Genomic DNA, 23,476 nt, shown 5'->3' on the forward strand with positions numbered 1-23,476 from the left:
TTTACCTCTTAGGAAGAAGCGAAGCCACCGAACATTCTAGCCACTGGAGCTGGACAATGCTTTCGCCGAATTTTGAGGTGGGAGTATTACTGCCCACAAATAGCGGGATAAGTCACTGCTATGTAAAACAAAGAGTGGCCTTCACTCGTTTTTTCTTTATATGTGGTCATGAAAGGGACTACATACAAAGAAAAAATTTTATGCGAATGTTTCAATTTGTTCTCATAGTGAATAACGAATTGCAATATGATATGATTGTGGCCACGAATAACCAAATATATCCAAGGGGGTTTTTATGAAAAGACTAAATTTTTTGGTTTTCGGAACTATATTTAGTGTAATTTTCACATTATGTTTAAGTACTAATTTAGCATTTGCAACATCTAATGATGAAAATAATACTTTAAGAAATAACGATTCTCTTACCCAATCTAAAACTGCTCCAATAATCCCACCTACTATTCAAAATCCCAAAAATACAGAAGATCCTGCCGGCTATTGGACAAAAGAAAAGATGAAAAATGCAATTCCAGCAGACAAAATTAAAAATGATGAAAAAAAAGAAACGAATCCAGAGCAAGTTGAATCTTCTTTAATAGGAGAACCTACTAATATTTCTGATCCCGTTCTACCCGAAACTAACAATAACATAAACGAAGCAAATGTAGTTGTTCCATCCACAGCAGGCAAAGTATTTTTTTCATATGGCGGAAGAGATTATGTTTGTTCTGCTTCTTCAATTAACAATAATTATAAAAATCTTGTTATAACAGCAGGCCATTGTGTACATGGAGGAAAAGGGAAAGGATGGCACTCAAATATTGCATTTGCTCCGGCATATCGTAATGGTTCAACACCTTATGGTATTTGGAACTGGAAAGAAGCGCGGACATTCAACGCCTGGATAAATGATAGTAATTCTAGCTATGACCAAGCATTTTTTACTGTTTCCCCAAGGAATGGAAAAGACTTAGTAAATACGATTGGAGGGAATGGACTTTCCACTGGATATGGTACGAATCAACCAGACGTTCGTATTTTTGGTTGGCCCGCCGAAAACCCGTATGATGGACAGATAGCTTATTATTGCGATGGACCTACAACTAGTAGAGGATGGTTTAGCAGCGATGCCGCCATGAAGTGTGGTATGAATGGCGGAGCTAGTGGGGGGCCTTGGTTAAGAGAAAGAATTAGTCAAGATCTTGGTTATGTTTTTGCAGTGACATCTCGGCGTTCAACTTCTGGCACACCAACTTTATATGCAACCCCTAACTCTAAGGATGTTAAAACAATGTTTGATCAAATGAAATAACGTATAATCCATTTATTAGTAAATAGCATGTATAAAAAAGAGTAACTAAAGATACATACTAGTTACTCTTTTTTTGTTTTAGGACAGAAAATAACAATTATCTACAACTTACTCTTTTCACGTTTTACATTTATAATTTTCTTGCCAATATTTCGATAAATCATTAAACAAATTTAGATAAGTAGGTTACAATAAGAAAGGATACATATATAAGGGAGGCTTTACATATGAAAGACCCACGTATTGAAACATTAGCAAAAAATTTAATTAATTACTCTATTCGTTTACAAAAAGGCGAAAAAGTATTAATCGAAAACTTCGGCTTACAAAAAGAGCTAGTAACAGCACTTGTAAAAGCTGCATATGAAGCTGGTGGTTATCCATTCGTACTATTAAAAGATCATCAAGTAGACCGCTCTTTAATGATGGGCGCAACAGAAGAACATTTCGAGCAAATCGCTTCATATGAAGCAAGCGTAATGAAAAATATGGATGCTTACATCGGCCTTCGCTCTGGTGATAACGTAAATGAACAAGCTGACGTTCCAAGTGAGCGCATGAAAATTTACGGTAACACAGTAGGTAAAAAAGTACATAGAGACATTCGTGTTCCAAAAACAAGATGGGTTGTACTACGCTATCCAAATGCTGCAATGGCACAGCTTGCAAAAATGAGCACAGAAGGATTTGAAGACTTCTACTTTGACGTATGTAACTTAGACTACGCGAAAATGGATAAAGCAATGGACAATCTTGTTGAGTTCATGAACAAAACAGATAAAGTGCGTCTTGTTGGACCTGGCACTGACTTAACATTCTCTATTAAAGATATTCCAGCGATTAAATGTGCTGGTCACTTAAATATTCCAGACGGCGAAGTATACTCTGCGCCTGTGCGTGATTCTGTTAACGGTACAGTTTCTTACAACACACCATCTCCATACGACGGTTACATGTTCGAAAATGTAAAACTTACATTTAAAGACGGTAAAATTATTGAAGCAACTGCAAACGATACAGAGCGCATTAACAAAATTTTCGATACAGACGAAGGTGCACGCTACGTTGGTGAATTTGCAATCGGCGTAAACCCATACATTTTACACCCAATGGGCGATATTTTATTCGATGAGAAAATCGACGGCAGCTTCCACTTCACACCAGGACAAGCATACGACGATGCATGGAATGGCAACAACTCTAACATCCACTGGGATTTAGTATGCATCCAACGCCCTGAATACGGCGGCGGCGAAATTTACTTCGACGACGTATTAATCCGTAAAGACGGCCGCTTCGTTGTACCTGAATTAGAAGCATTAAATCCTGAAAACTTAAAATAAGAATAACTACTCAGTCACTCTATAAAAAAAGAAAGAAAAGCATTTTTTTTAAATGGTCGAGAGAGACTTGCTATGTATAGGAGCGGTCAGTGCCTTTTCCTGCCACGCGCAAAGTTTTAAAACAAAGAAAGGTAGGGAAGATAACTTTCTATAAGTAATAAGGGGTGTATTTTCACTGGAATCATACCCCTTACCAAACTTCTAAATGAAATGCATGACTGAGTAGTTACAAATAAGATGGAAAAAAGGAGCTGACTAAAAAATCCACTTTTTAGTCAGCTCCTTTCACTTTTTTTGTATGATTCAGTTCAGCGGCTCGACTACTCGTATGTCGAATATCATCGGAAAGTCGATATATTTTGATTTGCGTCGATATATCAGTGGACATGGAAGAAAGAAGGGGCTGATACGATTTCACCCGATATAGTACACAATGCTGCACCCACATGATGACAATTTTCTTTATATAAGGTCTTAATTTTCGTCTTCGCTTCCTCAATTAACTTCAAATCATCTGATGTTACAGGATAGGTTTTCATATTCATATAAGATTCCCTCTCGAATAATTAAAAAGCAAGCATAGCCCCTCTTTCATCAAATACAGAATCTGGGTTCCAAGCAACCTCCCAAAGATTGTTTTCAGGGTCAGCAAAATATGCTGTTCTCCCTCCCCAGAAAGCAGCGCTTGGCTCTCTTAAAATTCTTCCGTCTACTTTGCGAATCTCTTCGATTGTAGTATCAACTTGTTCAGGATGATCTACGTTAATCGCAAACGTTACACCACGAAACGTTTCTACATCTTGAGTAATGGAAACACCAGCATCTTTTGCTAATTCTTCAATAGGAAAGATAGAAAGAATAACTCCTGCCGTTTTAAAAGCAGCGTAAGTATCTGAACTTATTTCTGTTTCTTCCCATCCTAAGCTTTTATAAAACGCGCGAAGAACCGGTAAGTTAAACGCACCAATTGTTATTAAACTTACTCGTTCCCTCTCGAATCAAACACTTGAATCGGTCCGTCCCAATCTGCTTTCCTTATCTCCCTATACTCATTATTTGTGTATAAAGAAATGACTTTCCTCCAAAATGCTTGAGCTGGAACATTTTCTTCCATCTCTGAAACTTCCCATTCCCCAGGGAATTTAGAAAACAGTTGAACAGCCGCGTATTTTCCTACACCACTTTTACGATATTTTTTCATGACAAAAAATTCTGACATAGAGTAGTATGTCCGGCTATTTTCCTCAACCGCTCGGATCAGCGCGAACCCTGCATACTTTCCATTCACTTTTATAAAAAATGGAAAGCGACCTTCCTCTGTAAAATAATGATCTACGTACATATATTCATACAAACCATGCTCATTCACATCTTCAGGATCAAATTCGCTAAAATCGTATTTATATAGTTCCGTTAAATTTTTTAAAACTGTTTTATTCTCTAGTTTTACTTTGTCAATTTCCAAATGCATATCCATATTTATTTCTCCTACTTGTAGTATATTTTTATATTCGTTTCATATAAGATTTCTTAGCCTAGGCTCTCGCTACAATAATAGCTTCAAAAAGCATATTTGTTCCTCCACCTTGTTCTGTAAATACGATAGAGAATCCAGCCGCCTCTAATTCGGTTACATATCCTTAAATTGATAATGTTTCCCCGGCTGGACATAAGATAAGGGCACTTCAACCTTTTTATACCTTCAGGAGTAGAGACCTGCATTTGCTTTCTCCCTTTGTTTTAACCCTTGCACGTGGCAGAAAAAGGTCCTGACCGCCTCTACGCATGACCAGACGCTCTCGCCCACCTAAAAAAAGAAGGTTTTTATGTCGTTTTTTTAATTTGTATTAATATAAGGTTTCACTCTATAAAACTTTATGTATTTCGTTACTAATTGTTTCAACACGTTCTTTATAATACAATCCTTTATCTTTTATTTTAAGATGAGAGATAAAAAGATTCGCAAGCATCAGCGCCGTATCAAGCCTGTAAAATAGACAAACAATTTTTGGAAGAGAATCAAAAATATGCTCATTTTTATACCCGGCCTTAAATTCACTCCAGTTCACTTCATTCACTTCCGCTATTCTCATCAGTTCGAGAAGCGGATGACCAATGAGAGCATTGTCCCAGTCAACGATTGCCTGAATTTCTCCGCCATGACCAATTATATTGGCAGGTCGAATATCCATATGAAGCAGCCTCTTTACCTGTTCCCCCTCCTTTAAAACCGCTTCCATTTCTTCTGCTTTTAGAAATGGAATATGTAAGGAAGTAATTTCGTTAAATGATTGTAGCCTTCTAACAAGGCGCTCTGCTATATGCTTTTCTGTCGACTGTCCGTTTTCATTTTCATAATGTAAACCTTCAATCGGCATATGATGAAGCTTATTGGCTAATTCTCCAATTTTGTAAGAAGAAATCGAAGTAGAGTCAGTGGCTATATAATCTGAAATTAAAAAATCAAGTTCCTCAGAAAGATGCAGCCCATGAACGGCTGGAACAGGAATTCCTTGAGAATGACAAAACTTAGAAAGCTTTGCTTCCTTTTGTAGTGAAAGGCGGCTGCTAAATAAATTTTCATTAATATTAGCAACTTCACGCTCCCATGGTATACGAAAAGCGAAAGAACTTGTTTCTGAATCTCCTCGAAACACAACATTTTGGACGCCACTTCCTGCTACTTCTAAACTTTTAATTCCCAACTCTTTATATTCTCTAGTTAATATGTTTTGTAGTTTCGTTCTTAATTCTTCTGTTCTTAACGCTACATTTAGCATTTCATTTCCTCCACGCTCAGAGGCTCCTCTGTTAAAGCAAGAAACTCTTTTATATCTTGTAAAACAATTTGCATTGCTTTCTCCCAAAATTCTTGTTTTGTTAAATCAAAGCCAAGGTGCTGAAAAGCTAATTGCTCAGCAGTCATTCTGCCAGTATCTCGAAGCAAATTTATATATTTTTCTTCAAATGAATGTCCTTCTTGAAGGGCATTTGCATAGATTCCTTGACTGAATAGAAAACCAAATGTGTAAGGGAAATTATAAAAAGGTTTATCTGTGAAATAGAAATGACGACTCCAAATCCATGAAAAATCATGATAAGAAGCAAGAGAATCATTGAATGCATACTGCTGTGCTTTTTTCATCAAATGGTTCAATTCATCGACTCCTACAACCCGCTCTTTTCGAATTTCATAAAAATCTTTTTCGAATATAAACTTTCCCTGTACTCCGATTAAATAACTAAGTGCAGTTTGTATTTTTGCCTCTAGAAGAAGTATTTTTTCATGTTCATTTGAAATATCTTTAATTATCTTATTTAAAATAATCGTTTCAGCAAAGGTAGAAGCTGTTTCACTAACAGCCATCGTATACTGCTGTGCAAATGGCGGAACATCATTTGAAATAATGCCTTGATGAAAAGAATGTCCTAATTCATGGGCAAGTATAGCGAGATTATTATGTGTTCCTTGAAAATTCATGAAGATACGAGCTTGCTTCGTTAACGGAAATCTAGCCGAGAATCCCCTACTTGCTTTTGTATTCCTGTTTTCAGAATCAATCCAGCCTTCCTGAAATGCTCTTTCTGTATAATTCGCTAATTTAGGGCTAAACGAGTGAAACCCGGTAAGAATTATTTCAGCAGCCTCTTTATATGTATAAGTCTTCGTTGCTTTGCCTATAGGCGTATATATATCGAACCAGTCCATTTTTTCTAATCCTAGTAAACGTGCCTTTCTTTTTAAATATGACGTTATGATAGGCTTACTTTGATTGACAGCTTCCCACATAGAATCAAGCGTTGTTTGCGACAGTCTATTGTAACGAAGTGGTTCTGTTAAAATGGAATCTACTCCCCGGTGTTTATATACTCGTAATCGAAAACCAGCAATGTTATTTAGAGCTGCTGCGCATGTCTCAGCTACTTTTTCACCTGTGTGATGTAAAGCATGTACGAGAGTCTTTCTATTATGATGATTGATAGATGAATGTAGTAGATTATAGGCTTGTCCAAAATTAAGGTACTTTCTTTGTCCGTCTTCCTCTAGAACAATCTTCGTTTTGCCAATGACAGAGTTATATAAATTAACCCATGCATGATAACCATTAATAGAAAGATCTTGAATCAATTTTTCCTGTGCTACTGGTAATTTCCCTTTCGCTTTTTCTCTTATTTCTTGAAGTGGATAAGCAATCGGCTTGATTTGTTCCAGCTGCAAAAGCTGTTCCCAAATCTCGTTCGGTATATGTACCAATGTTTGTTCAAAGTCGCTGATGACAATCTCGAATTGTGATGAAATATTCCTTACTTTTTCACTTAATATAATAGCCTGCTCATCTTCAATATTTTCTGATTCTAAACATTCTACAAAGTGAGTTGCTTCAAGCAAGCGAATAGACAGCTCTTGGATTCGATTCATTTGTTCAATCCAACGTTCAAATCCACTTATTGATTCCAATTCCTTACTTTCTATTGTTATCACTGTTTCTTTGGAAATATCCCCCTCTAATTTCATGAGAAATTGTTTAAATTCAGAAGACTCACTTCCTCCAGGAAAAATTTCCTCTAAACTCCAGCGTTGTTGTAAAGCCTTACGCAATACATTTACCTCCTAATAAACCATTCTTATCCATATTATAACACGTAAATATTAGTAAATTCAGAAAAAAGGAAGAAGCGTTCCCCTGTACGCTTCTTCCTTTTCTATGTTTTTGTTTTCTCTTTTTTAACCCTTGCACGTGGCAGGAAAAGGCCCTGACCGCTTCTATGCACGGCCAGACGCTCTCGTCCCCCCCTAAAAAAGAGGTTTTTAGATCGTTTTTTTATTTGTGCTTATACAAATATTATTTACTAACTGGCGCATTCTCTACCTGTAAATAATCAGTGCTTTCCACTTCATCTTCATCATCCAAATCCACAACAGGTAAAGCAGTATGAATCGCCCAGTAATAGCTAATCAACGAAACAATACTAACAGCTAGCAAATCTGTTGAATGGGTTAAATACCCCTTTCCTTCACCAAACATACCGAAGTACGACACTACCATTATGGCGATATAGTAAAAAACGAGCCATAACGATGACTTAATTTGCTGTGCTAAAGATACTTGTGAAGTTGGTACCCATTTTTTGCAGCATAGATAAATGACAAACATGATAACTTGTGAAGATAGTAACCAAGAAAGCGTTTTCCAACCAGACCAGTACACAATTAATGAAGCAATGATAAATGAAAGAGGCCCGATGATTGACATTCCTTTTACTAAAAATGGACGATTTAGCTCAGGAGTCCGTTTTCTAAGTGCCGCCGCTGTAATTGGTGCAAGGGCATAACTTAGTACAAGCGCTGCAGAAACAACATTAATTAGTGCTTCCCATGAAGGAAACGGTAATGTCCAGAAAATAGAAAGAGCAAAAGTAAGCCAAAGAGCCGGTCTTGGTATGCCTGATTTTTCATCAACTTTAGAAAATACTTTAAATAACGTTCCGCCTTGAGCCCAGCCATATATAACGCGAGGAGTAGCTGACATATAAATATTTCCCGCCCCGCTCGGTGATATGATGGCATCGGAAACGATAAAATAGGCCATCCAGCCAAGTCCTAATAAAAGAGAAATATCTTTAAATGGTAAACTAAATTCTTTACTAATTCCCGCCCAGCCGTTGCTAAGCATTTCAGTTGGAATACTTCCAATAAAAGCAACTTGCAAAAGAACGTAAACAATCGCTGAAGAGACGACAGATAAAAGAAGAGCAATCGGTATCGTTCTTTGCGGATTTTTCACTTCACTTGCAACTGATACAATAGGTGTCAGTCCTAAATAAGCAAAAATAACACCGCCGGCAGAAATGGCTGCTTGTACACCAGAAAATCCAAACGGCGCAAAATCAGCACTTGAAAAATTATCGGCATTTAAATACATTAACAATACAACAATTGTTAATGCTGGTACAAAAAATTTAAAGATGGTTATGATTAAATTTGTTTTCGCAAATGTTTTTACACTCCAGTAATTTAACAAAAAGAAAATGACGAGTAGTCCAAATTGCATAAGCCAACCGCTTACAGTCGGTAAAGTAGAGTTTTCTTGCGTCAGACTTGGCCACCAAGCTGCAGCATATTGCCTAGCTGCTTCTACTTCAATTGCGATTAAACTTGAAAATGCAATAAGAGTAATGAATCCTAACAAATATCCAAGTATCGGACCATGAGAATATGCAGGATAGCGAACAATTCCTCCAGCTCGTGGAAGTGCTGCCCCAAGTTCACAATATACAAGTCCTAATAACAAAATAGCAAATCCACCAATGACCCATGAAATAGTTCCCGCCGGACCTGCTATTCCAGCAACATGGCTAGCAGCAAACAGCCATCCCGATCCAAACATAGATCCAAAACCGATAAAGGCTAAATCAAGTAGTGATATTTCTCTTTTAAACTTACCTTTGTTAGACATCCTAACCTCTCCTCTCTCGTTTTATTTTCTTAATTTTCAGTATTTTAAGCATAGACTATCTCCTTTGTTTTAAACCTCGCACGTGGCAGGAATAGGCCCTGACCGCTACCATGCGCGGCCAGACCCTCTCGCCCACCCTAAAAGAAAAAGGTTTTTCCCACTTTTTATTTCAAGTTCACCCAAATGCTCTTTACTTCTGTATAATTATCAAGTGCATAAGAACCCATTTCGCGTCCAATACCTGATTGCTTATAACCACCGAACGGCGCTGCTGCGTCTTCTAAGTTGTAATCGTTAATCCATACTGTACCAGCTTTTAAACGATTCGCTACTTGGTGTGCAGTTTTAACATTTTCTGTCCATACACCTGCAGCGAGTCCAAATGGTGTGTTATTTGCTCTTTCAATTACTTCTTCTACCGTATCGAACGGCAGAACTGCAACTACTGGACCAAAAATTTCTTCTTTGGCGATAATCATATCATCTGTAACATCAGCAAAAATAGTTGGTCTGACGAAGTATCCTTTCTCAAACGCCTTCGCGCCGCCAGCTGCAATTCTTGCTCCTTCTTCTTTTCCTTTTTCGATATAACGTAACACGCGCTCTTGTTGCTTTTTCGAAACAAGCGGTCCCATTTCCGTACCCGTTTCCATTCCTGCACCAAGTTTTACATCGTTCGCAAGTTTCGCTAATTCTCCCACCACTTTTTCATAATGCTTTCTATGGACGAACACCCTGGATCCGGCGCTGCAGTTTTGACCATGGTTGTACATAATACCGTTAAAAGCACCAGTAATTGCCTCTTCTATATTTGCATCTTCTAAAATAATATTTGGTGATTTTCCTCCAAGCTCCAACGTCACATGTTTGATTGTTTCAGCTGCTTGGCGCATAATATACTTGCCAGTATCAGTCGAACCTGTAAAAGCCACTTTTTCAATATCATGATGATTTACGATTGCCGCTCCTGCTGTTTGACCAAATCCAGGAACGAAATTGACAACGCCGTCCGGGAAGCCCGCTTCTTTAAAAAGCTGCGCTGTATATAACAGAGATAACGGTGTTTGCTCAGCAGGTTTTAAGACGATTGTACATCCTGTCGCAAGTGCTGCCCCCATTTTCCACGCAGCCATTACTAACGGATAGTTCCATGGAATAATTTGACCGACAACACCAATTGGTTCATGACGTGTATAGTTTAAATAGTCCTTTGAAATCGGAGTTGTTTGACCAAGTATCTTCGTTGCCCAGCCAGCATAATAACGGTAATGCTCTACCGTTGCTGGAATATCGTCTTCTAGCGCTACTTGATATGGCTTTCCATTATCCAGCGCTTCCAATTGCGCTAATTCTTCTTTATGTTCGTCAATTAAATCAGCTAACTTGTAAATTAAATGTGCTCTTTCAGCCGCACTTAGCTCAGGCCACGGCCCTTTTTCAAATGCCCGGCGTGCAGCCTTCACCGCTACATCAACATCTTCTTCCCCGGCTTCGCTTACGAACGCAAGCACTTCTTCTGTTGCTGGATTATACGTTTCAAATGTTTTTCCACTTATAGATGATACAAATTTTCCATCGATAAAGAGTTCAATATTTCCTTCTAAAAAAGCTTTTACCCTCGGCTTTAATTCTATTTGTGCAGTTAACATATTCCTCTCCCCTTTACATTTTATATCCCGTTATTTTCGGTATGAAAAAACCAAAGAAGATTTGCAATTAACCATCAACGGGGGATGACTCCCCGTTTTCATTTCACACACGTGAAACGGCAGTTAAATTTGCTAAAATATCTTTAAGCTTTTGATCTTCCTCAGGTGTCAATCCTAAACGAGGATAGCGGGAAGGTCCTCCTGCCTGCCCATTTAATTCCATTGAACGTTTCACAATTTGCACATATTTTCCTGATCCTTCAAGGAATTCACAAAGTGGTAAAATACGATCATTGATTTCCCAAGCTTCTTTTAACTCACCCTTTTGGAAATGATTAAACATTTGTGTAACAAGCTTTGGCACAATATTACCTGCGACAGAAATCCAGCCTGTTGCCCCGACTAAATAAGACTCCATAACTAAATCTTCTGAACCACAAAAAATTTCAATAGCCCCTTTACCTTGTCTAACAAGATCTCTCGCTTTGCGGATATCTCCACTTGATTCTTTGATGTGAGTAACCTTTTCACATTCTTTTCCGATTTTCAGCATCAACTCTGTACTCATATCAACGCCAGATGTAAACGGATTGTTGTACAGCATAATCGGTACATTCACTGCATTTGATACTTCTTTAAAGTGGAAATAAATCTCTTCTTCTTTCGGTTTGCAGTAATAAGAATTAATAATGAGCGCACAATCTGCACCATGTGCTTCCGCCTGTTTCGTGTATTCAATCGTTTCTTTTGTTGTTTCAGCTGCTGTTCCCACAATAACCGGAATGCGGCCGTTCACTTCTTTTAATACAGTTTCAACCATTTGGAACTTTTCTTCTTTTGATAAACTTACAAACTCTCCAGTACTTCCGTTAATTACAATCCCTGCAACGCCTTGATCTACGAAGTAATTCACATTATTTTTCACACCGCCCCAATCAATCGCCTGCGCCTCGTTCATTGGCGTAATTAATACTGGATAAGCTCCTCTAATTGTTGTCATTTCTATTTCCTCCTTAATATTTTTTACTATATATACAAGTTAAAAAAACGACATAAAGTGAAACTTCCATCAGTGGGGGTTTTCTTTATCCCCCACCTATCTTTTTCGCTTCTCTCTCACTCTTGAGATTGGCGGGGGTCTTACTGCCCACGAATAGCGGGATAAACAGTTATATTCCGGTTATTTTAGTAAAAATCCAGCAGGTAACGGATCTGTCGGATCTAATACAAACATCTGCATTCCTGTAATGAAACCGCGGCTTTTTAAAGTGAATTTGTATCCATTCTCTATTTGTTTGATTGCTTGTACTGTCAAAGTACTCCCGAAAATACTTTCATTTACAAATGGCGGTTCCATATACAATCTCCCTTTAGAAAGTAAACTTGTATAGCACGCCTTTGTTGATTCAAAGCCGGGAGAGCGAACGATATAGTGGTCTTCACGGAATGTGATTGTTTTAATTCGGCCCTCTTTTACATGCGAATCATCCATTAAAATGATACCGCTTACTGGAAATTTCGATTCAAGAGCCTGATGCATCGTTTGTCCCCATCTCTTCAATTCAGACAGTTCCTCAACACAAATCTCTGCGGCAATATCGCCTTTCTCAAACACTGCATATAATTGATCGGCTTGCACGAGAGAGAACTGTGTATTGAAATTCGAATGAGAGATGTTTGTTTCCACTACTTGACACGGTTCACTTTCTATCATCACCGAAACTACTTCATCATTCTCCATCATAGCGGTAACTGAAATCACACCTCTGAGCGTTTCGATTTTATATTCATTCGACGCTCTCGGCTGTAAATGACCGCATTCCAGTAAAGTTGTAATGACAGCCACAATGCCGCCGTAATGAATCGGAACCGTTCCTTCATGATTTAAAAATAATACCGCGGCATCTGCTTCTTCGTTAATCGTCGGAACAACAAGACAACCATTCAACCCCGCAAACCCGCGCGGTTCATTTAATAAAAGGTAGATCTCATCTGCAAATACATGCATAAACTGCTCATTTAACTGCTTCAAGTTTTGATAATGAATGAATGGTACATCTTTAATAACACGAAATGCTTCCCCAGCTACGTGTACATCTGTCGTTGAATACGTCTTCTGAATTTTCATTTCACGTCCTCCGTTTCATGTTCCATTGGCGGAATGAGCAGAAAACCTTCTTTAAGTGGATCTTCCTCATTGTAGAAGAAGCGGTGCATCCCCATTAACCAAGCGGATCCTTTAATTTGGGTTACAACAGCCTCAACCCCTTCCACATCCGTCGTTTCCAATACGCATCCTCTAAATAGAGAACCGACAATGCTTTCATGAACAAATTCTTCGCCAATTGAAATTTCTTGATTCGCATATAGGACAGCCAACTTCGCAGAGGTACCCGTTCCACATGGAGAACGATCGATTCCTCCCGGAGGAACAATCACTGTGTTTTTTACATCTGCTTCCTCATGAGTTGGTTCAGTGAAGAACTCAACATGCGTTAACCCTTTAATAAACGAATATTGCGGATGAACGATTTCAACTTTTTCATTAATGGTATTTCTAATATTGATTGCTGTTTCAATTATGTGAGAAGCATTCTCTGGAATTAACTCCAATCCAACCGATTTCGCATCAATGATTGCGTAAAAATTCCCGCCATACGCAATATCGGCATCTATACGCCCAATTCCCTCGACATCAACGGAAACACTTTTTAAAAGAAACGCTGGGATATTACAAAAAGACACTTCTTTTGCTTTTCCATTTTCTATTGAAATATCTACTTCGACGAGTCCAGCAGGCGTATCCAACTTTAAAGAAGTAACGGGCTCATGGATGGGAATCAATCCAGACTCAACTAGAGCCGTACACACACCAATCGTGTCATGTCCACACATCGGTAAATAGCCACCCGTCTCTATGTAAATCACACCGATATCAGCCTCTGGATGGCAAGGATCCGTTAATAAAGCACCAGACATGACGTCATGGCCGCGTGGTTCATTCATTAACAATTTACGAATCCAATCATATTCCTTTTTCATATGGAGCATTTTTTCTGACATTGTTTCTCCAACTAATTTTGGAAGCCCGCTAATTAGTGTTCTCGTTGGATTCCCGCCTGTATGTGTATCAATTGTTGTAAAGACTCTTTGTGCCCTCATCTGCTCAACATCCTTTCTGTAAATCGGTTAAAGCTAAGCGGATCAACGGGAATAGACGTTTCTTTTTCGTTAATGAGTTCTTCTACTATTTTCCCTGTTACTGCTGCGAGACTAATACCGTCCCCTTCATGGCCCGCCGCAATATAATAATTTGGAATTGTATCCACGCGTGAAACGATTGGCAAATGATCTTCTGTCCATGGACGCAATCCTGCATATGAACGAATTACCATCATATCCGCCATTTTCGGATAAAATCGGATTGCCCGGTTCGCAATGCATTTAATGACTTCATTGTTTACTGCCGTATGAAAGCCAACAAATTCTCTACTGCTTCCGATTAAAAAGTTTTGACTTTCTGTTGGTTCAAAGACAAGAGCGACTCCGTATTTTTCAGTTAATGGATCGACAATGCGCTTTCCACCAAACTTAGAAATTAAGTAACCAAACTCCATTACTTTTCGAGATCCTACATGTTGCTGCCTCGAAGCAACGATAATATGTCCTTTTCTCGGTTCAATCGGTATTGACAGATCGAGCATGTTTCCTATTTTAGGTGCCCATACTCCAGCCGCATTGACGACATGATCTGCAGTAAAAACCCCATTTGTCGTTTCTACAACAAATGAACCACTTTCTTCTTTTTTCATTTGTTTTACTTCTGTATGTTTGAAAGCTTTAGCCCCTAATTTTTTTGCTTCCTCCAGAAGTGAAAAAGCTAGGAGATAAGGGTTAACCGTAGAATCAGTGGCGCATTCTAGCCCCCCTAATAAATCATCTGCAAAAAAGGGAGACTCCTGCCGAATATCCTGCCGGTCAAGCATTCGAAATGGTAACCCCGCGGCCTTTTGACGATCTACCCATTTTTGCGCTACTTCCATCTCCTCATCTGTTTCACAAACGAGGATACTTCCTGGAGCACGATATTCAAATGGATGCTCTAACTCTTTGCTTAATTCATCCACTAAATTTTGACTAAACAACGACATCTGACTATCGAAACCTGGATCTTTATCAATCGCCAAAATATTGCCGTCACATCGTGAAGACGTGCCGCTAACAAATTCTCCTTTTTCAATGATCGTTACGTCTCTTCCGTATTTAGATACATAATAAGCAATCGAACAACCAATAATTCCCCCGCCAATGACTAACACGTTACAATGTTTCACATGACATTCCTCCTCTCGATGAAATGGCCTCATTACCTAAAATGCAATTCGTGTGCCAATTAACGTAAAACTTTCAAAACGGATCATTATTTCTTTCCCCGCTGATGAAAGCCTCACTTTATCCCGCATTAATCCCACCTCAAGATGCAGAAAAAAGGGAGAAAAATAGGTTGCTGGCATGCGCCCGATTGGACGGGCTAACCATCAGTGGGGGATGAAAAAAATCCCCCACTGATGGAAGTTTCACTTTACCCCGCTTTAACGGGCAGTAAGACCCCGTCTCAAGATGAAAAGAAAAGCGCGAAAAATAGATATGGGTAACTGCCCGTAAAAGCCCGATTGGTTCAACTAACCATCAGTGGGGGATGAAAAAAATCCCCCACTGATGGAAGTTTCACTTTATCACAAAATATTTTAAATTTTTTGTAAATAAGTGTATAATTTCCTTTACAGTGTTAATATTTTTTTACAGTATGGGAGAGATCATTATGTTTTCATTGCCGTCAGTAAAAGAAATAATAAAACATCATCTAATAGATACATCGTTCGATGAACAGCAAATCGAACAGAAAAACGGGAAATTTTATTATCGTCCAGTACCAAAAACGCCTGAGCTTCCATGTAAAGTCGTATACGAGGATGATTCATTATTCACCTTGCTTCAAGCGTTTCGTCATCATTCCACAGCTATTATTCTTGATACAAACAAAAATCCAGTAGGTTGTATCACAGCAGCACAAATCATTCATTTTCTTCATAACTCTTACAATCAATTAAAAGCATTTTATGAAACCGTCATTCAAACGACAGATTCTTCTGTCACGGTCATTGATAATAACGAGCGCGTTTGTACATGGACAGAAGGAGCAGAAAAAATATTCTCAGTCAAACGGCAAGATATAATCGGCCAACCAATTACGGATTTCTTTGATTATAAAAATCTAGAAATCTTACAATCTCTACATAAAGGGAAACGCATTGTAGGACAGCACCATCAGCCTCAGTCTGATTTATTTGTCTTAATTAACTCTAATCCCGTTTATTTTAACGATCAGATTATCGGTGCGGTCGTTTCAGAAACGGATATTACAAACCAAGTTGTACTAAATGAAAAATTATTTAATATGTCCAATGAAGTACACCGCCTAGAACAAGAAGTAGCAAAATATAAGGACTCATCTGATCCCTTTCATTCCATTAAAGGAAAAAGTGCCGCTCTGCAACGAACAGTAGATTTAGCTAGAAGAGTATGTTCTGTGAAATCCACTGTTCTTATATTAGGCGAAAGCGGTGTCGGAAAAGAGGTGTTTGCCAAAGCGATTCATGAAGCAAGCGAGGAACCGAAAGCACCTTTTATTTCGATTAACTGCGGGGCGATACCAGCATCTTTATTTGAAAGTGAGTTATTCGGATATGAACGGGGCGCCTTCTCCGGTGCTGACAGTAGAGGAAAAAAAGGAAAAATAGAACTAGCAAAAGGAGGGACATTATTTCTTGATGAAATAGGTGAAATGCCGCTCGAAATGCAAGTAAAACTTCTACGTGTGCTACAGGAGCGGAAATATTACCGGGTCGGCGGCGAAAAAGAAATCAACATCGACTTCCGTATCATCGCTGCCACAAATCGTGATTTACAAGAATTAATGAAACAAGGACAGTTCCGTGAAGATTTATATTACCGGCTAAATGTAGTTAGCTTGCATATCCCTCCTTTAAGAGAGCGGCAAGAAGATATTATTGAATTAACTCATTATTTTTTACATGATTTTTCTTTGAGCTATCAACGTCCAATTCATGAATTCCCGCCAGAAGTCATGCATGAACTGCTTCGTTATAATTGGCCTGGTAATATTCGTGAACTGCGTAATAGCATAGAGCGGCTTATCGTATTCGCAACAGATGGCGTAATAAAAAGAGAATATTTACCCTTCCATACAAAAAGTATTAGCTTTGAAGACACGCTAAAGACTGCAAATCATGTACTTCTAGAAAATGATTACACCATCTTACCGCTACAAGACGAAATGAATCAACACGAGAAAAAGATAATCGAAAGAGCATTACATATATTAGATGGAAATAAATTAGAGTGTGCAAAACAGCTTGGTATCACAAGAGCCACTTTATATAATCGATTAAAGCGGCTTGGCTTAAACTAACCCTCTTCCTCCTCTATATTGGCACATTTTTTGCATAGTATTTTTATGAACGACAATGGAGGAGGAATTCAAATGGGGAACAAAGATAGCATTGTAATTTGTCGTTGTGAAGAAGTTACTTACGGACAACTTCATCAAACAGCAAATCAGCATCAATGCACAGCGAGAGAATTAAAATTAAGAACACGAGCAGGAATGGGCTTTTGCGGAGGCCGCACGTGCCGCCTAACATTAGATAACATTATTGAAAGCATCATCCCTGATGTATCACCTAGTGAAATTCCGTTAAAATACCAGCCCCCAGTTCGGCCGGTGACATTTGGAACAGTAGGTGAAAACAATGACTAGAATTATGAATCATCCCATTTTAGGGAATTTAGATGATAGAGAACGTATTTCTTTTCAATTTGATGGAGTCGAATATGAAGCGTATGAAAATGAAACGATTGCCGCTGCTCTTTTAGCAAATGGGATAAGAAAACTACGCGTTCATGAAGATAGCGGGACACCTAGAGGGATTTATTGCAACATCGGCCACTGCTTAGAGTGCCGTGTAACTGTCAATCAGCAACCAAACGTAAGAGCTTGCTTAACAGTCGCCCAGCAAGATATGGTCGTTGAAAGCGGGAAACAGCATCCGAATATTGTAAGAAGGATGGTGGAAAAGCGATGATAGATGTTATTGTAATTGGAGCAGGTCCAGCAGGATTGGCAGGAGCTATTGCTGCCGCGGAATTTGGCCTCAAAGTGACCGTTATTGATGAATTTATAAAGCCAGGCGGCAGATTACTCGGACAACTTCATCAAGAACCTTCCGGTGAGTGGTGGAATGGAATTGAAGAATCGAAACGCCTTTATCAAAAAGCGCAGCAATTGGCAGTCGATATTCGTTGCGGCGTATCTGTTTACAACTTAACTACAGAAAATAACCTATGGAATGTGCATACAAGTTTCGGTACGCTAGAAGCACCATTTGTATTAGTAGCTACTGGGGCTGCTGAATACCCTATCCCGCTGCCGGGCTGGACCCTTCCTGGTGTCATGTCAATCGGTGCAGCGCAAGTAATGACAAATGTTCACCGTGTCCAAGTCGGCCAAAAAGGAGTCATTATCGGAGCGAATATTTTATCATTTGCGATTTTAAATGAATTACAACTAGCTGGCATAACAGTTGATCGCATTGTGCTTCCGGAAAAAAGTGCCCTTAGTAAACAAGCTGGTGACCCCGAAGCAGTCATGAAATCTCTCTTACATGCAGCACATCTCGCTCCATCACCGCTGCTGCGCATCGGGAGCCGATTCATAAAAAAAGACTGGATGAGAAAAATCGGCTTGAACTTTTATCCAAAAAACGGCATGAAAGTAAATGGTACTCCGCTCCAACTCCGGAAAGCAGCACTCGAAATTATCGGTAAAGATCAAGTGGAAGGAGTGCGCATCGCCAATATTGACGCAGATGGCAATATTATTCAGGGATCTGAAACAGTTTATGATGCAGATTTCGTCTGCATTGCCGGCGGCTTATATCCGCTAGCAGAGCTTGCTGCTGTTGCCGGATGCCCGTTTCAATACATTCCTGAACTTGGCGGTCACGTCCCTCACCATTCAGAGACGATGGAAACGCCTCTTGATGGGCTGTTTGTCGCTGGTAATATTACCGGCATCGAAAGCGGAAAAATTGCCATGACCCAAGGAACAACGGCAGGATTATCTATCGCCAAACATGCCGGAAAAGGATTAGGAACAATTGATCAACAACTACAACAAGCAGTGCAGCATGTTCGCACTGTTCGCAAACAAGCTGCAATTCAATTTAATCCTGAAATTAATAATGGCAGAAGCAAAATGTACGAACTTTGGGAACGCCTCTATTCAAATAACAAGGCCTCTAAAAAAATTGTGTAATGAAATAGGAAATCCCGCCAGCCTTTGTTCTGACGGGATTTCTTATTTGGGCTTCTATAATTATGCTGCAGTTACTGAAGAATGTTTTAGCTTTCGCTTATTCTTTTTCTTGTGCCACCACATATATATCCCCGTAAACATTAAGATTGATGGTGTAAGACCACCAATCACATATAAGACTTTTGTAAATGAACCACCAAACGTTCCTGTATGTAGTGGTTTAAGCCACGTCTGATACGTCAGTCCATCATCCACCTTTGGATCTTGTTTCGCCAACACTTTCCCGCTATACTGATCAACCCATATTTTCACATTCCCATTCCCTGGATCGTATGGACGGCTCAAACGAATTTCCACAACACCTTCTGCTTTTCCTTTTTTAGCTTTCGCTGGCATCCTTACTTGCGTAATAGTCCCTTGAGGAACCGCCTTTTCAGCTTCACTTAACAAGTGATCAAGAGGGAGTTTTCCTCCTGAAAGAGGCTTGGAAATAAGTTTCTCCTTCGCTGGCATGACACTCGTTTTCGCTCCGATCCACCCAAAAATTGTCTTATCGTATGTAAAAAGTGCCCCTGTTAATGAAACCACTAATAAAAGTGGCATAGCACTGATTCCGATGACTTTATGTAAATCATACTGTTTTACATATGTATTCTTACTGCGCCGTATAACAAAACCACGTGTCCACTTTTTAATTCCAGGCCACCATAAATACAATCCAGATAAACTAATGAAAAAGAAAACAAATCCAATAATACCAACAATTTCTTTACCGTTAAAATCTTTCAGAAGTAAATGATAATGAATTTCTTTGACTTGATTAAAAAACGCTTTTTCCCCTAAATCTCCATTTATGTTACCAGTCCCTGGATCAACATATACAGATTTCGTCCCTTTTCCTTCTTTCAAATTAAACAAATAAACCCCTTGAGAGTGTGGATCATCTGGCGTATACACACGCTGAATTTCTCCCTTTGGGTATGCGCTTGCTACCGTTTGCAAAGCTTTCTGATATGTAACTGGTTCACCCTTAGTTATTTTGTATAAATCAGGATAAATCATACGATTTAATTCGTTGTCAAAGACAAGCAAACTCCCAGTCAATCCAATTAGCACAATAAACATACCAGCTATCATGCTAAGGTATAAATGAACCTTCCTAACCAAACCACGAACCTTCATAAAAGTCCCCCTTAACGAAATGAAAAATCAAATTTATATTAAAGATAATGATTATCAATGTCAATACGTTGAGGAAATGTATTTATAAGGGACTTTTTGGTAAACTAAAAAACCCCTTATAAATATATTTTTGTAAAACCATAGTTTAGTGGAGAAGGGGCTCTAAAATGCACTCGACATCTACAAGATAAAAAAGCGAAGCAGCTATCGAGATTCGATAGCTGCTTCGTCTTTTTTCTGGTCATATGCCCTATAAGTTGTATGCAGAAGTATATACTTTTTTATTATTCTGGAATAAAATATAACGCTCTATTCTAAATGCACAGTGCAATTATATAATTCTGAATCCCAAAGCGTGTCAAAAACCATATGATCTTGACGACAATTCGGTTCATGCCAACGAATGCTCATGTAGAACCCTCCGTTGAATATTGATATTCTATTGCTTGAAAGATTTCTTTTCTTCGCCTTTTCCATATCGATAATGATAATAATAGAGAAGTACGATTGCTAAAACCCCTACTCCAATTGACATGTATAGAGGCCATTCCCAGCGGATATAGCCTTTTATACAAACCATAAGAACCATTAGCATTTCAAAGCAAAATAATACTTTTATATTTTTCATCGGCTATTCCTTATATTTAATTTTCTATTCTCACATAAGGATTTTCTTGCAAAAGCAGCTCCATGAACTTTTCTTTCTCTTTTGGCATTGTAATCATATGCACTTCAAAATTATCGCCGTACGTAATTTCTAAATTTCTCTTACTTTTTCCAACAAACCGGATCGCTCGAATGCTTTCAAGCGGAATTTTCTTTTTTGTTAACCAATGTCCTGTTACGAGTTCACCATTAACGATTTTATGCTGAAACACAAACATTTCAGAAATAGAAATACTGTTGACAGCTAGAAATAATATTCCTACCACAAGTCCTGTTAGCAACCCTTTTCCATTTAGCGTGAATGATACAATTGAGGAGAAAGCAACAAGTAGCATCATAATGACAGCAAACAGTATCATCATTACATTTTTTTTCACGTGAAATTCCATCTCGATCACTCCTTATCCATATTATACCACCTATTATCGATAAATTCAGAAAAAAAGAAGCGCTCCTCTATACGCTTCTTTCCTCCCATTCTCTCGCTAACATACTATATACCGCAGTGTCATGAAAATGATCATATAACCATTCTCCATCACGAAGCACTCCATCTAAATGAAAACCAAGGCGTTCCGGAATGGCACGGCTCTTTTGATTACTTACGCCGCAATGAATTTCAACTTTATTTAACTGTAAATTTTCAAAAGCATAACGAAGCACAACTTCTACACCTCGTGTCATAATGCCTTTTCCGCTTGCTTCTTCTGCAAGATAGTAGCCAAGACTTGCCGTTTTCTTTGCCCAATTCACCGGATGAATACCAACCATCCCAACGAGTTTTCCTTTATAGCGTATACCCGCTTGAAAACCATTCCCATCTGCGAATTGATGCAGCCACATTGGAAAGATCTCATTATACGCTTCCGCTGTTTTTGTACGATCGACCCATGGAAGCCATTCTCGTAAATGTTCTCGGTTGCTGTCCACTAATTCGTACAGCTCATTTTTATGATGTTTTTCTAACAATTGTAATTCGATTTCTTCATCGACTCTTAGTGTAAACACTTCTCTCTCCCCTTTATATTTTCTTATTATTCTAACATTTTAATTTATAAATTGTTAATAAAAATTACAAATTTATACTACTTTTTTTAACACGTAATGTAAAAAATCCTGAAGAAAGAAGCACACCGCTAATTACTAAAATCATTCCAATTACTTGTGCCGAAGTTATATTTACACCATTTAGGAAAGAAATAATCATTGTTACAACTGGAACTAAATTAAAAAATAAAGATGTTTTAGCAGCCCCAATTTGAGCCACCCCGTTATTCCACCATAAATAGCCGAATACACTCGTTCCAATAGCCATAAATAAGATGGCAAGCCAAGCGAATAGAGGAATATCCATAATAGGCACTATATTTTTCTGTAAAGAAGAAACGCTAATAAAAGCGATTGTTCCAACAATCATCGTATATGTTGTTGTGTGCATAGGACTTCCATCCTTAAGAAACTTTCTACTTAATACACCATATAACGCCCAGCAAACATTACCTAATAAAATGAACAAATCTCCTGTGGAAAAAGATAAATTCTGTATAACAGAGAATGACCCTTGTGTAATCACCAGTATCACACCAATAAATCCAAATACCATTCCAATCACTTGCCTTCTCACTATTTTTTCTTGTAAAATCATCCTCGCTAATATCGTTGTAACAAGTGGATTCGTAGCCATAATAAGTGATCCATTTATAGCCTCTGTACTTTTCATTCCTAAAAAGAAACAGAAATTAAACCCAAATACACCAACTATCCCAAGCAATATGTAGTAACCAATATTCTGTTTACACTCTCTCCACTTCAAAATTTTTCTAATTACTAACATACCTAACATAACAAATGCCGCTATGCCGAAACGCCACGCAGCAATGTGAGCAGCTGAAAAATATTGTACTGCATATTGGGAAACATTAAATGTTCCACCAGTAAATAACGCAAATCCAAGCAACTGTAAATACACTTTATTTTTCATCATCGCCCTCCAAATACTTTTCTCCTAAAAAATCATGATAAATCTCTAATTTTTGTTCTGTAAGTTGAATTACCCGTTCTAATTGTTCCTTTTGAATTTCTATCTTTTTTAAATGATCATTTAAAATGGAAATGCGTTTTTTTATTTTCGACGGCACTTCTTCTTTTCTTTGCTTAATTTCTTCTAAAATACAACCGTCACTCGCAAACTCAGCAATTTCCTCTAATGACATTCCCGTTTGTTTTAAAGAATATAGAAATTGTAAAAACTGCACATCTCCATCTGTATATTGCCGAATACCACTATTTCGTTTTGGCGGCGGCACTAATCCTAACTTTTCATAATAACGAAGTGTATGAATGCTCATTCCTGTTAACTCTGCAACTTTGCCAATTGTATACATCATATTCCCCCCTACCTTCCACAACTTCATCTTACTACCTAGAGTTGACTCTAGGTCAATAACAAAAAAAAGACGTGCATCTCT

At 38.4% G+C, this 23,476-nt stretch carries 23 protein-coding genes and 1 pseudogene; 7 read left to right on the top strand and 17 right to left on the bottom strand.

The genetic code is table 11. From position 1 onward, the window contains the following. The 3 genes and pseudogenes from MR076_RS23865 to MR076_RS23875 all read left to right on the top strand — a co-directional run. Positions 1-299 (top strand): annotated as a pseudogene (locus MR076_RS23865) (hypothetical protein); the annotation flags it as partial. After that, a complete protein-coding gene (locus tag MR076_RS23870) occupies positions 296-1,312 on the top strand; it encodes a trypsin-like serine peptidase (protein ID WP_242224837.1) in 1,017 nt (338 codons plus the stop codon). The pseudogene MR076_RS23865 and the gene MR076_RS23870, both read left to right, overlap by 4 nt. Before the next feature lie 227 nt (positions 1,313-1,539). Further along, positions 1,540-2,655 (top strand): aminopeptidase, encoded by a 1,116-nt coding sequence (locus tag MR076_RS23875; protein WP_242224838.1) that lies wholly within the window; start codon positions 1,540-1,542, stop codon positions 2,653-2,655. A 377-nt stretch (positions 2,656-3,032) separates the two neighbouring features. Here the strand turns inward: MR076_RS23875 and MR076_RS23880 are convergent, their stop codons facing one another. From MR076_RS23880 to MR076_RS23930, 11 genes are all read right to left on the bottom strand, one after another. Continuing rightward, positions 3,033-3,200, bottom strand: coding sequence for a cytidine/deoxycytidylate deaminase family protein (locus MR076_RS23880; protein WP_242224840.1), 168 nt, complete (start codon positions 3,198-3,200; stop codon positions 3,033-3,035). A gap of 21 nt (positions 3,201-3,221) precedes the next feature. Then, positions 3,222-3,629 (bottom strand): VOC family protein, encoded by a 408-nt coding sequence (locus tag MR076_RS23885; RefSeq protein ID WP_313897362.1) that lies wholly within the window; start codon positions 3,627-3,629, stop codon positions 3,222-3,224. 5 nt (positions 3,630-3,634) lie between these two features. Then, entirely contained in the window at positions 3,635-4,132 is a 498-nt protein-coding gene (locus MR076_RS23890) for a GNAT family N-acetyltransferase (protein ID WP_242224842.1), read from the bottom strand. A 388-nt stretch (positions 4,133-4,520) separates the two neighbouring features. Next, positions 4,521-5,435, bottom strand: coding sequence for a phosphotransferase family protein (locus tag MR076_RS23895; protein WP_242224844.1), 915 nt, complete (start codon positions 5,433-5,435; stop codon positions 4,521-4,523). Continuing rightward, entirely contained in the window at positions 5,429-7,255 is a 1,827-nt protein-coding gene (locus MR076_RS23900; protein ID WP_242224847.1) for a M3 family oligoendopeptidase, read from the bottom strand. Before MR076_RS23900 ends, MR076_RS23895 begins: the two co-directional genes overlap by 7 nt. Before the next feature lie 244 nt (positions 7,256-7,499). Continuing rightward, entirely contained in the window at positions 7,500-9,113 is a 1,614-nt protein-coding gene (locus MR076_RS23905) for an APC family permease (RefSeq protein WP_242224849.1), read from the bottom strand. A 164-nt stretch (positions 9,114-9,277) separates the two neighbouring features. Further along, positions 9,278-10,762, bottom strand: a complete 1,485-nt coding sequence (locus MR076_RS23910) for an aldehyde dehydrogenase family protein (protein WP_242224851.1) — start codon at positions 10,760-10,762, stop codon at positions 9,278-9,280. 103 nt (positions 10,763-10,865) lie between these two features. After that, positions 10,866-11,762, bottom strand: coding sequence for a 4-hydroxy-tetrahydrodipicolinate synthase (gene dapA / locus MR076_RS23915; RefSeq protein ID WP_242224853.1), 897 nt, complete (start codon positions 11,760-11,762; stop codon positions 10,866-10,868). A 180-nt stretch (positions 11,763-11,942) separates the two neighbouring features. Then, positions 11,943-12,890: a proline racemase family protein gene (locus MR076_RS23920; protein WP_242224855.1), complete on the bottom strand. Its 948-nt coding sequence runs from the start codon at positions 12,888-12,890 to the stop codon at positions 11,943-11,945. Then, on the bottom strand, positions 12,887-13,924 hold the full coding sequence (locus tag MR076_RS23925; protein WP_242224857.1) for a proline racemase family protein: 1,038 nt from the start codon (positions 13,922-13,924) through the stop codon (positions 12,887-12,889). The genes MR076_RS23920 and MR076_RS23925 overlap by 4 nt, the downstream gene beginning before the upstream one ends. Beyond that, positions 13,921-15,096, bottom strand: a complete 1,176-nt coding sequence (locus MR076_RS23930; protein ID WP_242224859.1) for an NAD(P)/FAD-dependent oxidoreductase — start codon at positions 15,094-15,096, stop codon at positions 13,921-13,923. Before MR076_RS23930 ends, MR076_RS23925 begins: the two co-directional genes overlap by 4 nt. A gap of 485 nt (positions 15,097-15,581) precedes the next feature. Here MR076_RS23930 and MR076_RS23935 point away from each other — a divergent pair, with 485 nt between their 5' ends. The 4 genes from MR076_RS23935 to MR076_RS23950 all read left to right on the top strand — a co-directional run bounded on the left by MR076_RS23935 (position 15,582) and on the right by MR076_RS23950 (position 19,160). Then, the gene (locus MR076_RS23935; protein ID WP_242224900.1) at positions 15,582-17,255 is read left to right on the top strand and encodes a sigma-54 interaction domain-containing protein; all 1,674 of its coding nucleotides are present in this window, start codon (positions 15,582-15,584) and stop codon (positions 17,253-17,255) included. Between the two features lie 72 nt (positions 17,256-17,327). Continuing rightward, complete coding sequence (locus MR076_RS23940; protein WP_242224862.1) at positions 17,328-17,603, top strand: (2Fe-2S)-binding protein; 276 nt, start codon at positions 17,328-17,330, stop codon at positions 17,601-17,603. Next, entirely contained in the window at positions 17,596-17,928 is a 333-nt protein-coding gene (locus MR076_RS23945) for a (2Fe-2S)-binding protein (RefSeq protein WP_242224863.1), read from the top strand. The genes MR076_RS23940 and MR076_RS23945 overlap by 8 nt, the downstream gene beginning before the upstream one ends. Beyond that, positions 17,925-19,160, top strand: a complete 1,236-nt coding sequence (locus MR076_RS23950; RefSeq protein WP_242224866.1) for an NAD(P)/FAD-dependent oxidoreductase — start codon at positions 17,925-17,927, stop codon at positions 19,158-19,160. The genes MR076_RS23945 and MR076_RS23950 overlap by 4 nt, the downstream gene beginning before the upstream one ends. Positions 19,161-19,220: 60 nt before the next feature. Here the strand turns inward: MR076_RS23950 and MR076_RS23955 are convergent, their stop codons facing one another. The 6 genes from MR076_RS23955 to MR076_RS23980 form a co-directional block, all read right to left on the bottom strand. Further along, a complete protein-coding gene (locus MR076_RS23955; RefSeq protein WP_242224868.1) occupies positions 19,221-20,342 on the bottom strand; it encodes a PepSY-associated TM helix domain-containing protein in 1,122 nt (373 codons plus the stop codon). A 439-nt stretch (positions 20,343-20,781) separates the two neighbouring features. Further along, entirely contained in the window at positions 20,782-20,970 is a 189-nt protein-coding gene (locus tag MR076_RS23960) for a hypothetical protein (RefSeq protein WP_242224870.1), read from the bottom strand. Between the two features lie 16 nt (positions 20,971-20,986). Further along, a complete protein-coding gene (locus tag MR076_RS23965) occupies positions 20,987-21,397 on the bottom strand; it encodes a PH domain-containing protein (RefSeq protein ID WP_242224872.1) in 411 nt (136 codons plus the stop codon). 67 nt (positions 21,398-21,464) lie between these two features. Beyond that, entirely contained in the window at positions 21,465-22,016 is a 552-nt protein-coding gene (locus MR076_RS23970) for a GNAT family N-acetyltransferase (protein ID WP_242224874.1), read from the bottom strand. A 64-nt stretch (positions 22,017-22,080) separates the two neighbouring features. Then, the gene (locus MR076_RS23975) at positions 22,081-22,989 is read right to left on the bottom strand and encodes a DMT family transporter (RefSeq protein WP_242224876.1); all 909 of its coding nucleotides are present in this window, start codon (positions 22,987-22,989) and stop codon (positions 22,081-22,083) included. Beyond that, positions 22,979-23,392 carry a MerR family transcriptional regulator gene (locus tag MR076_RS23980; protein WP_242224877.1) on the bottom strand — a complete coding sequence of 138 codons (414 nt, stop codon included), beginning with the start codon at positions 23,390-23,392 and terminating at the stop codon, positions 22,979-22,981. The genes MR076_RS23975 and MR076_RS23980 overlap by 11 nt, the downstream gene beginning before the upstream one ends. Between the last annotated feature and the right edge of the window lie 84 nt (positions 23,393-23,476).

Source organism: Bacillus cereus group sp. BfR-BA-01380 (genome assembly GCF_022663535.1).
GTDB lineage: Bacteria > Bacillota > Bacilli > Bacillales > Bacillaceae_G > Bacillus_A > Bacillus_A cereus_BB.

Bases quoted from the DNA above. Each gene is read 5' to 3' on its own strand.
- MR076_RS23870 (WP_242224837.1), top strand. From the start codon at position 296: ATGAAAAGACTAAATTTTTTGGTTTTCGGAACTATATTTAGTGTAATT.
- MR076_RS23875 (WP_242224838.1), top strand. From the start codon at position 1,540: ATGAAAGACCCACGTATTGAAACATTAGCAAAAAATTTAATTAATTAC.
- MR076_RS23880 (WP_242224840.1), bottom strand. From the start codon at position 3,200: ATGAATATGAAAACCTATCCTGTAACATCAGATGATTTGAAGTTAATT.
- MR076_RS23890 (WP_242224842.1), bottom strand. From the start codon at position 4,132: ATGGATATGCATTTGGAAATTGACAAAGTAAAACTAGAGAATAAAACA.
- MR076_RS23895 (WP_242224844.1), bottom strand. From the start codon at position 5,435: ATGCTAAATGTAGCGTTAAGAACAGAAGAATTAAGAACGAAACTACAA.
- MR076_RS23905 (WP_242224849.1), bottom strand. From the start codon at position 9,113: ATGTCTAACAAAGGTAAGTTTAAAAGAGAAATATCACTACTTGATTTA.
- MR076_RS23910 (WP_242224851.1), bottom strand. From the start codon at position 10,762: ATGTTAACTGCACAAATAGAATTAAAGCCGAGGGTAAAAGCTTTTTTA.
- dapA (WP_242224853.1), bottom strand. From the start codon at position 11,762: ATGACAACAATTAGAGGAGCTTATCCAGTATTAATTACGCCAATGAAC.
- MR076_RS23920 (WP_242224855.1), bottom strand. From the start codon at position 12,890: ATGAAAATTCAGAAGACGTATTCAACGACAGATGTACACGTAGCTGGG.
- MR076_RS23925 (WP_242224857.1), bottom strand. From the start codon at position 13,924: ATGAGGGCACAAAGAGTCTTTACAACAATTGATACACATACAGGCGGG.
- MR076_RS23940 (WP_242224862.1), top strand. From the start codon at position 17,328: ATGGGGAACAAAGATAGCATTGTAATTTGTCGTTGTGAAGAAGTTACT.
- MR076_RS23945 (WP_242224863.1), top strand. From the start codon at position 17,596: ATGACTAGAATTATGAATCATCCCATTTTAGGGAATTTAGATGATAGA.
- MR076_RS23950 (WP_242224866.1), top strand. From the start codon at position 17,925: ATGATAGATGTTATTGTAATTGGAGCAGGTCCAGCAGGATTGGCAGGA.
- MR076_RS23955 (WP_242224868.1), bottom strand. From the start codon at position 20,342: ATGAAGGTTCGTGGTTTGGTTAGGAAGGTTCATTTATACCTTAGCATG.
- MR076_RS23960 (WP_242224870.1), bottom strand. From the start codon at position 20,970: ATGAAAAATATAAAAGTATTATTTTGCTTTGAAATGCTAATGGTTCTT.
- MR076_RS23965 (WP_242224872.1), bottom strand. From the start codon at position 21,397: ATGGAATTTCACGTGAAAAAAAATGTAATGATGATACTGTTTGCTGTC.
- MR076_RS23975 (WP_242224876.1), bottom strand. From the start codon at position 22,989: ATGAAAAATAAAGTGTATTTACAGTTGCTTGGATTTGCGTTATTTACT.
- MR076_RS23980 (WP_242224877.1), bottom strand. From the start codon at position 23,392: ATGTATACAATTGGCAAAGTTGCAGAGTTAACAGGAATGAGCATTCAT.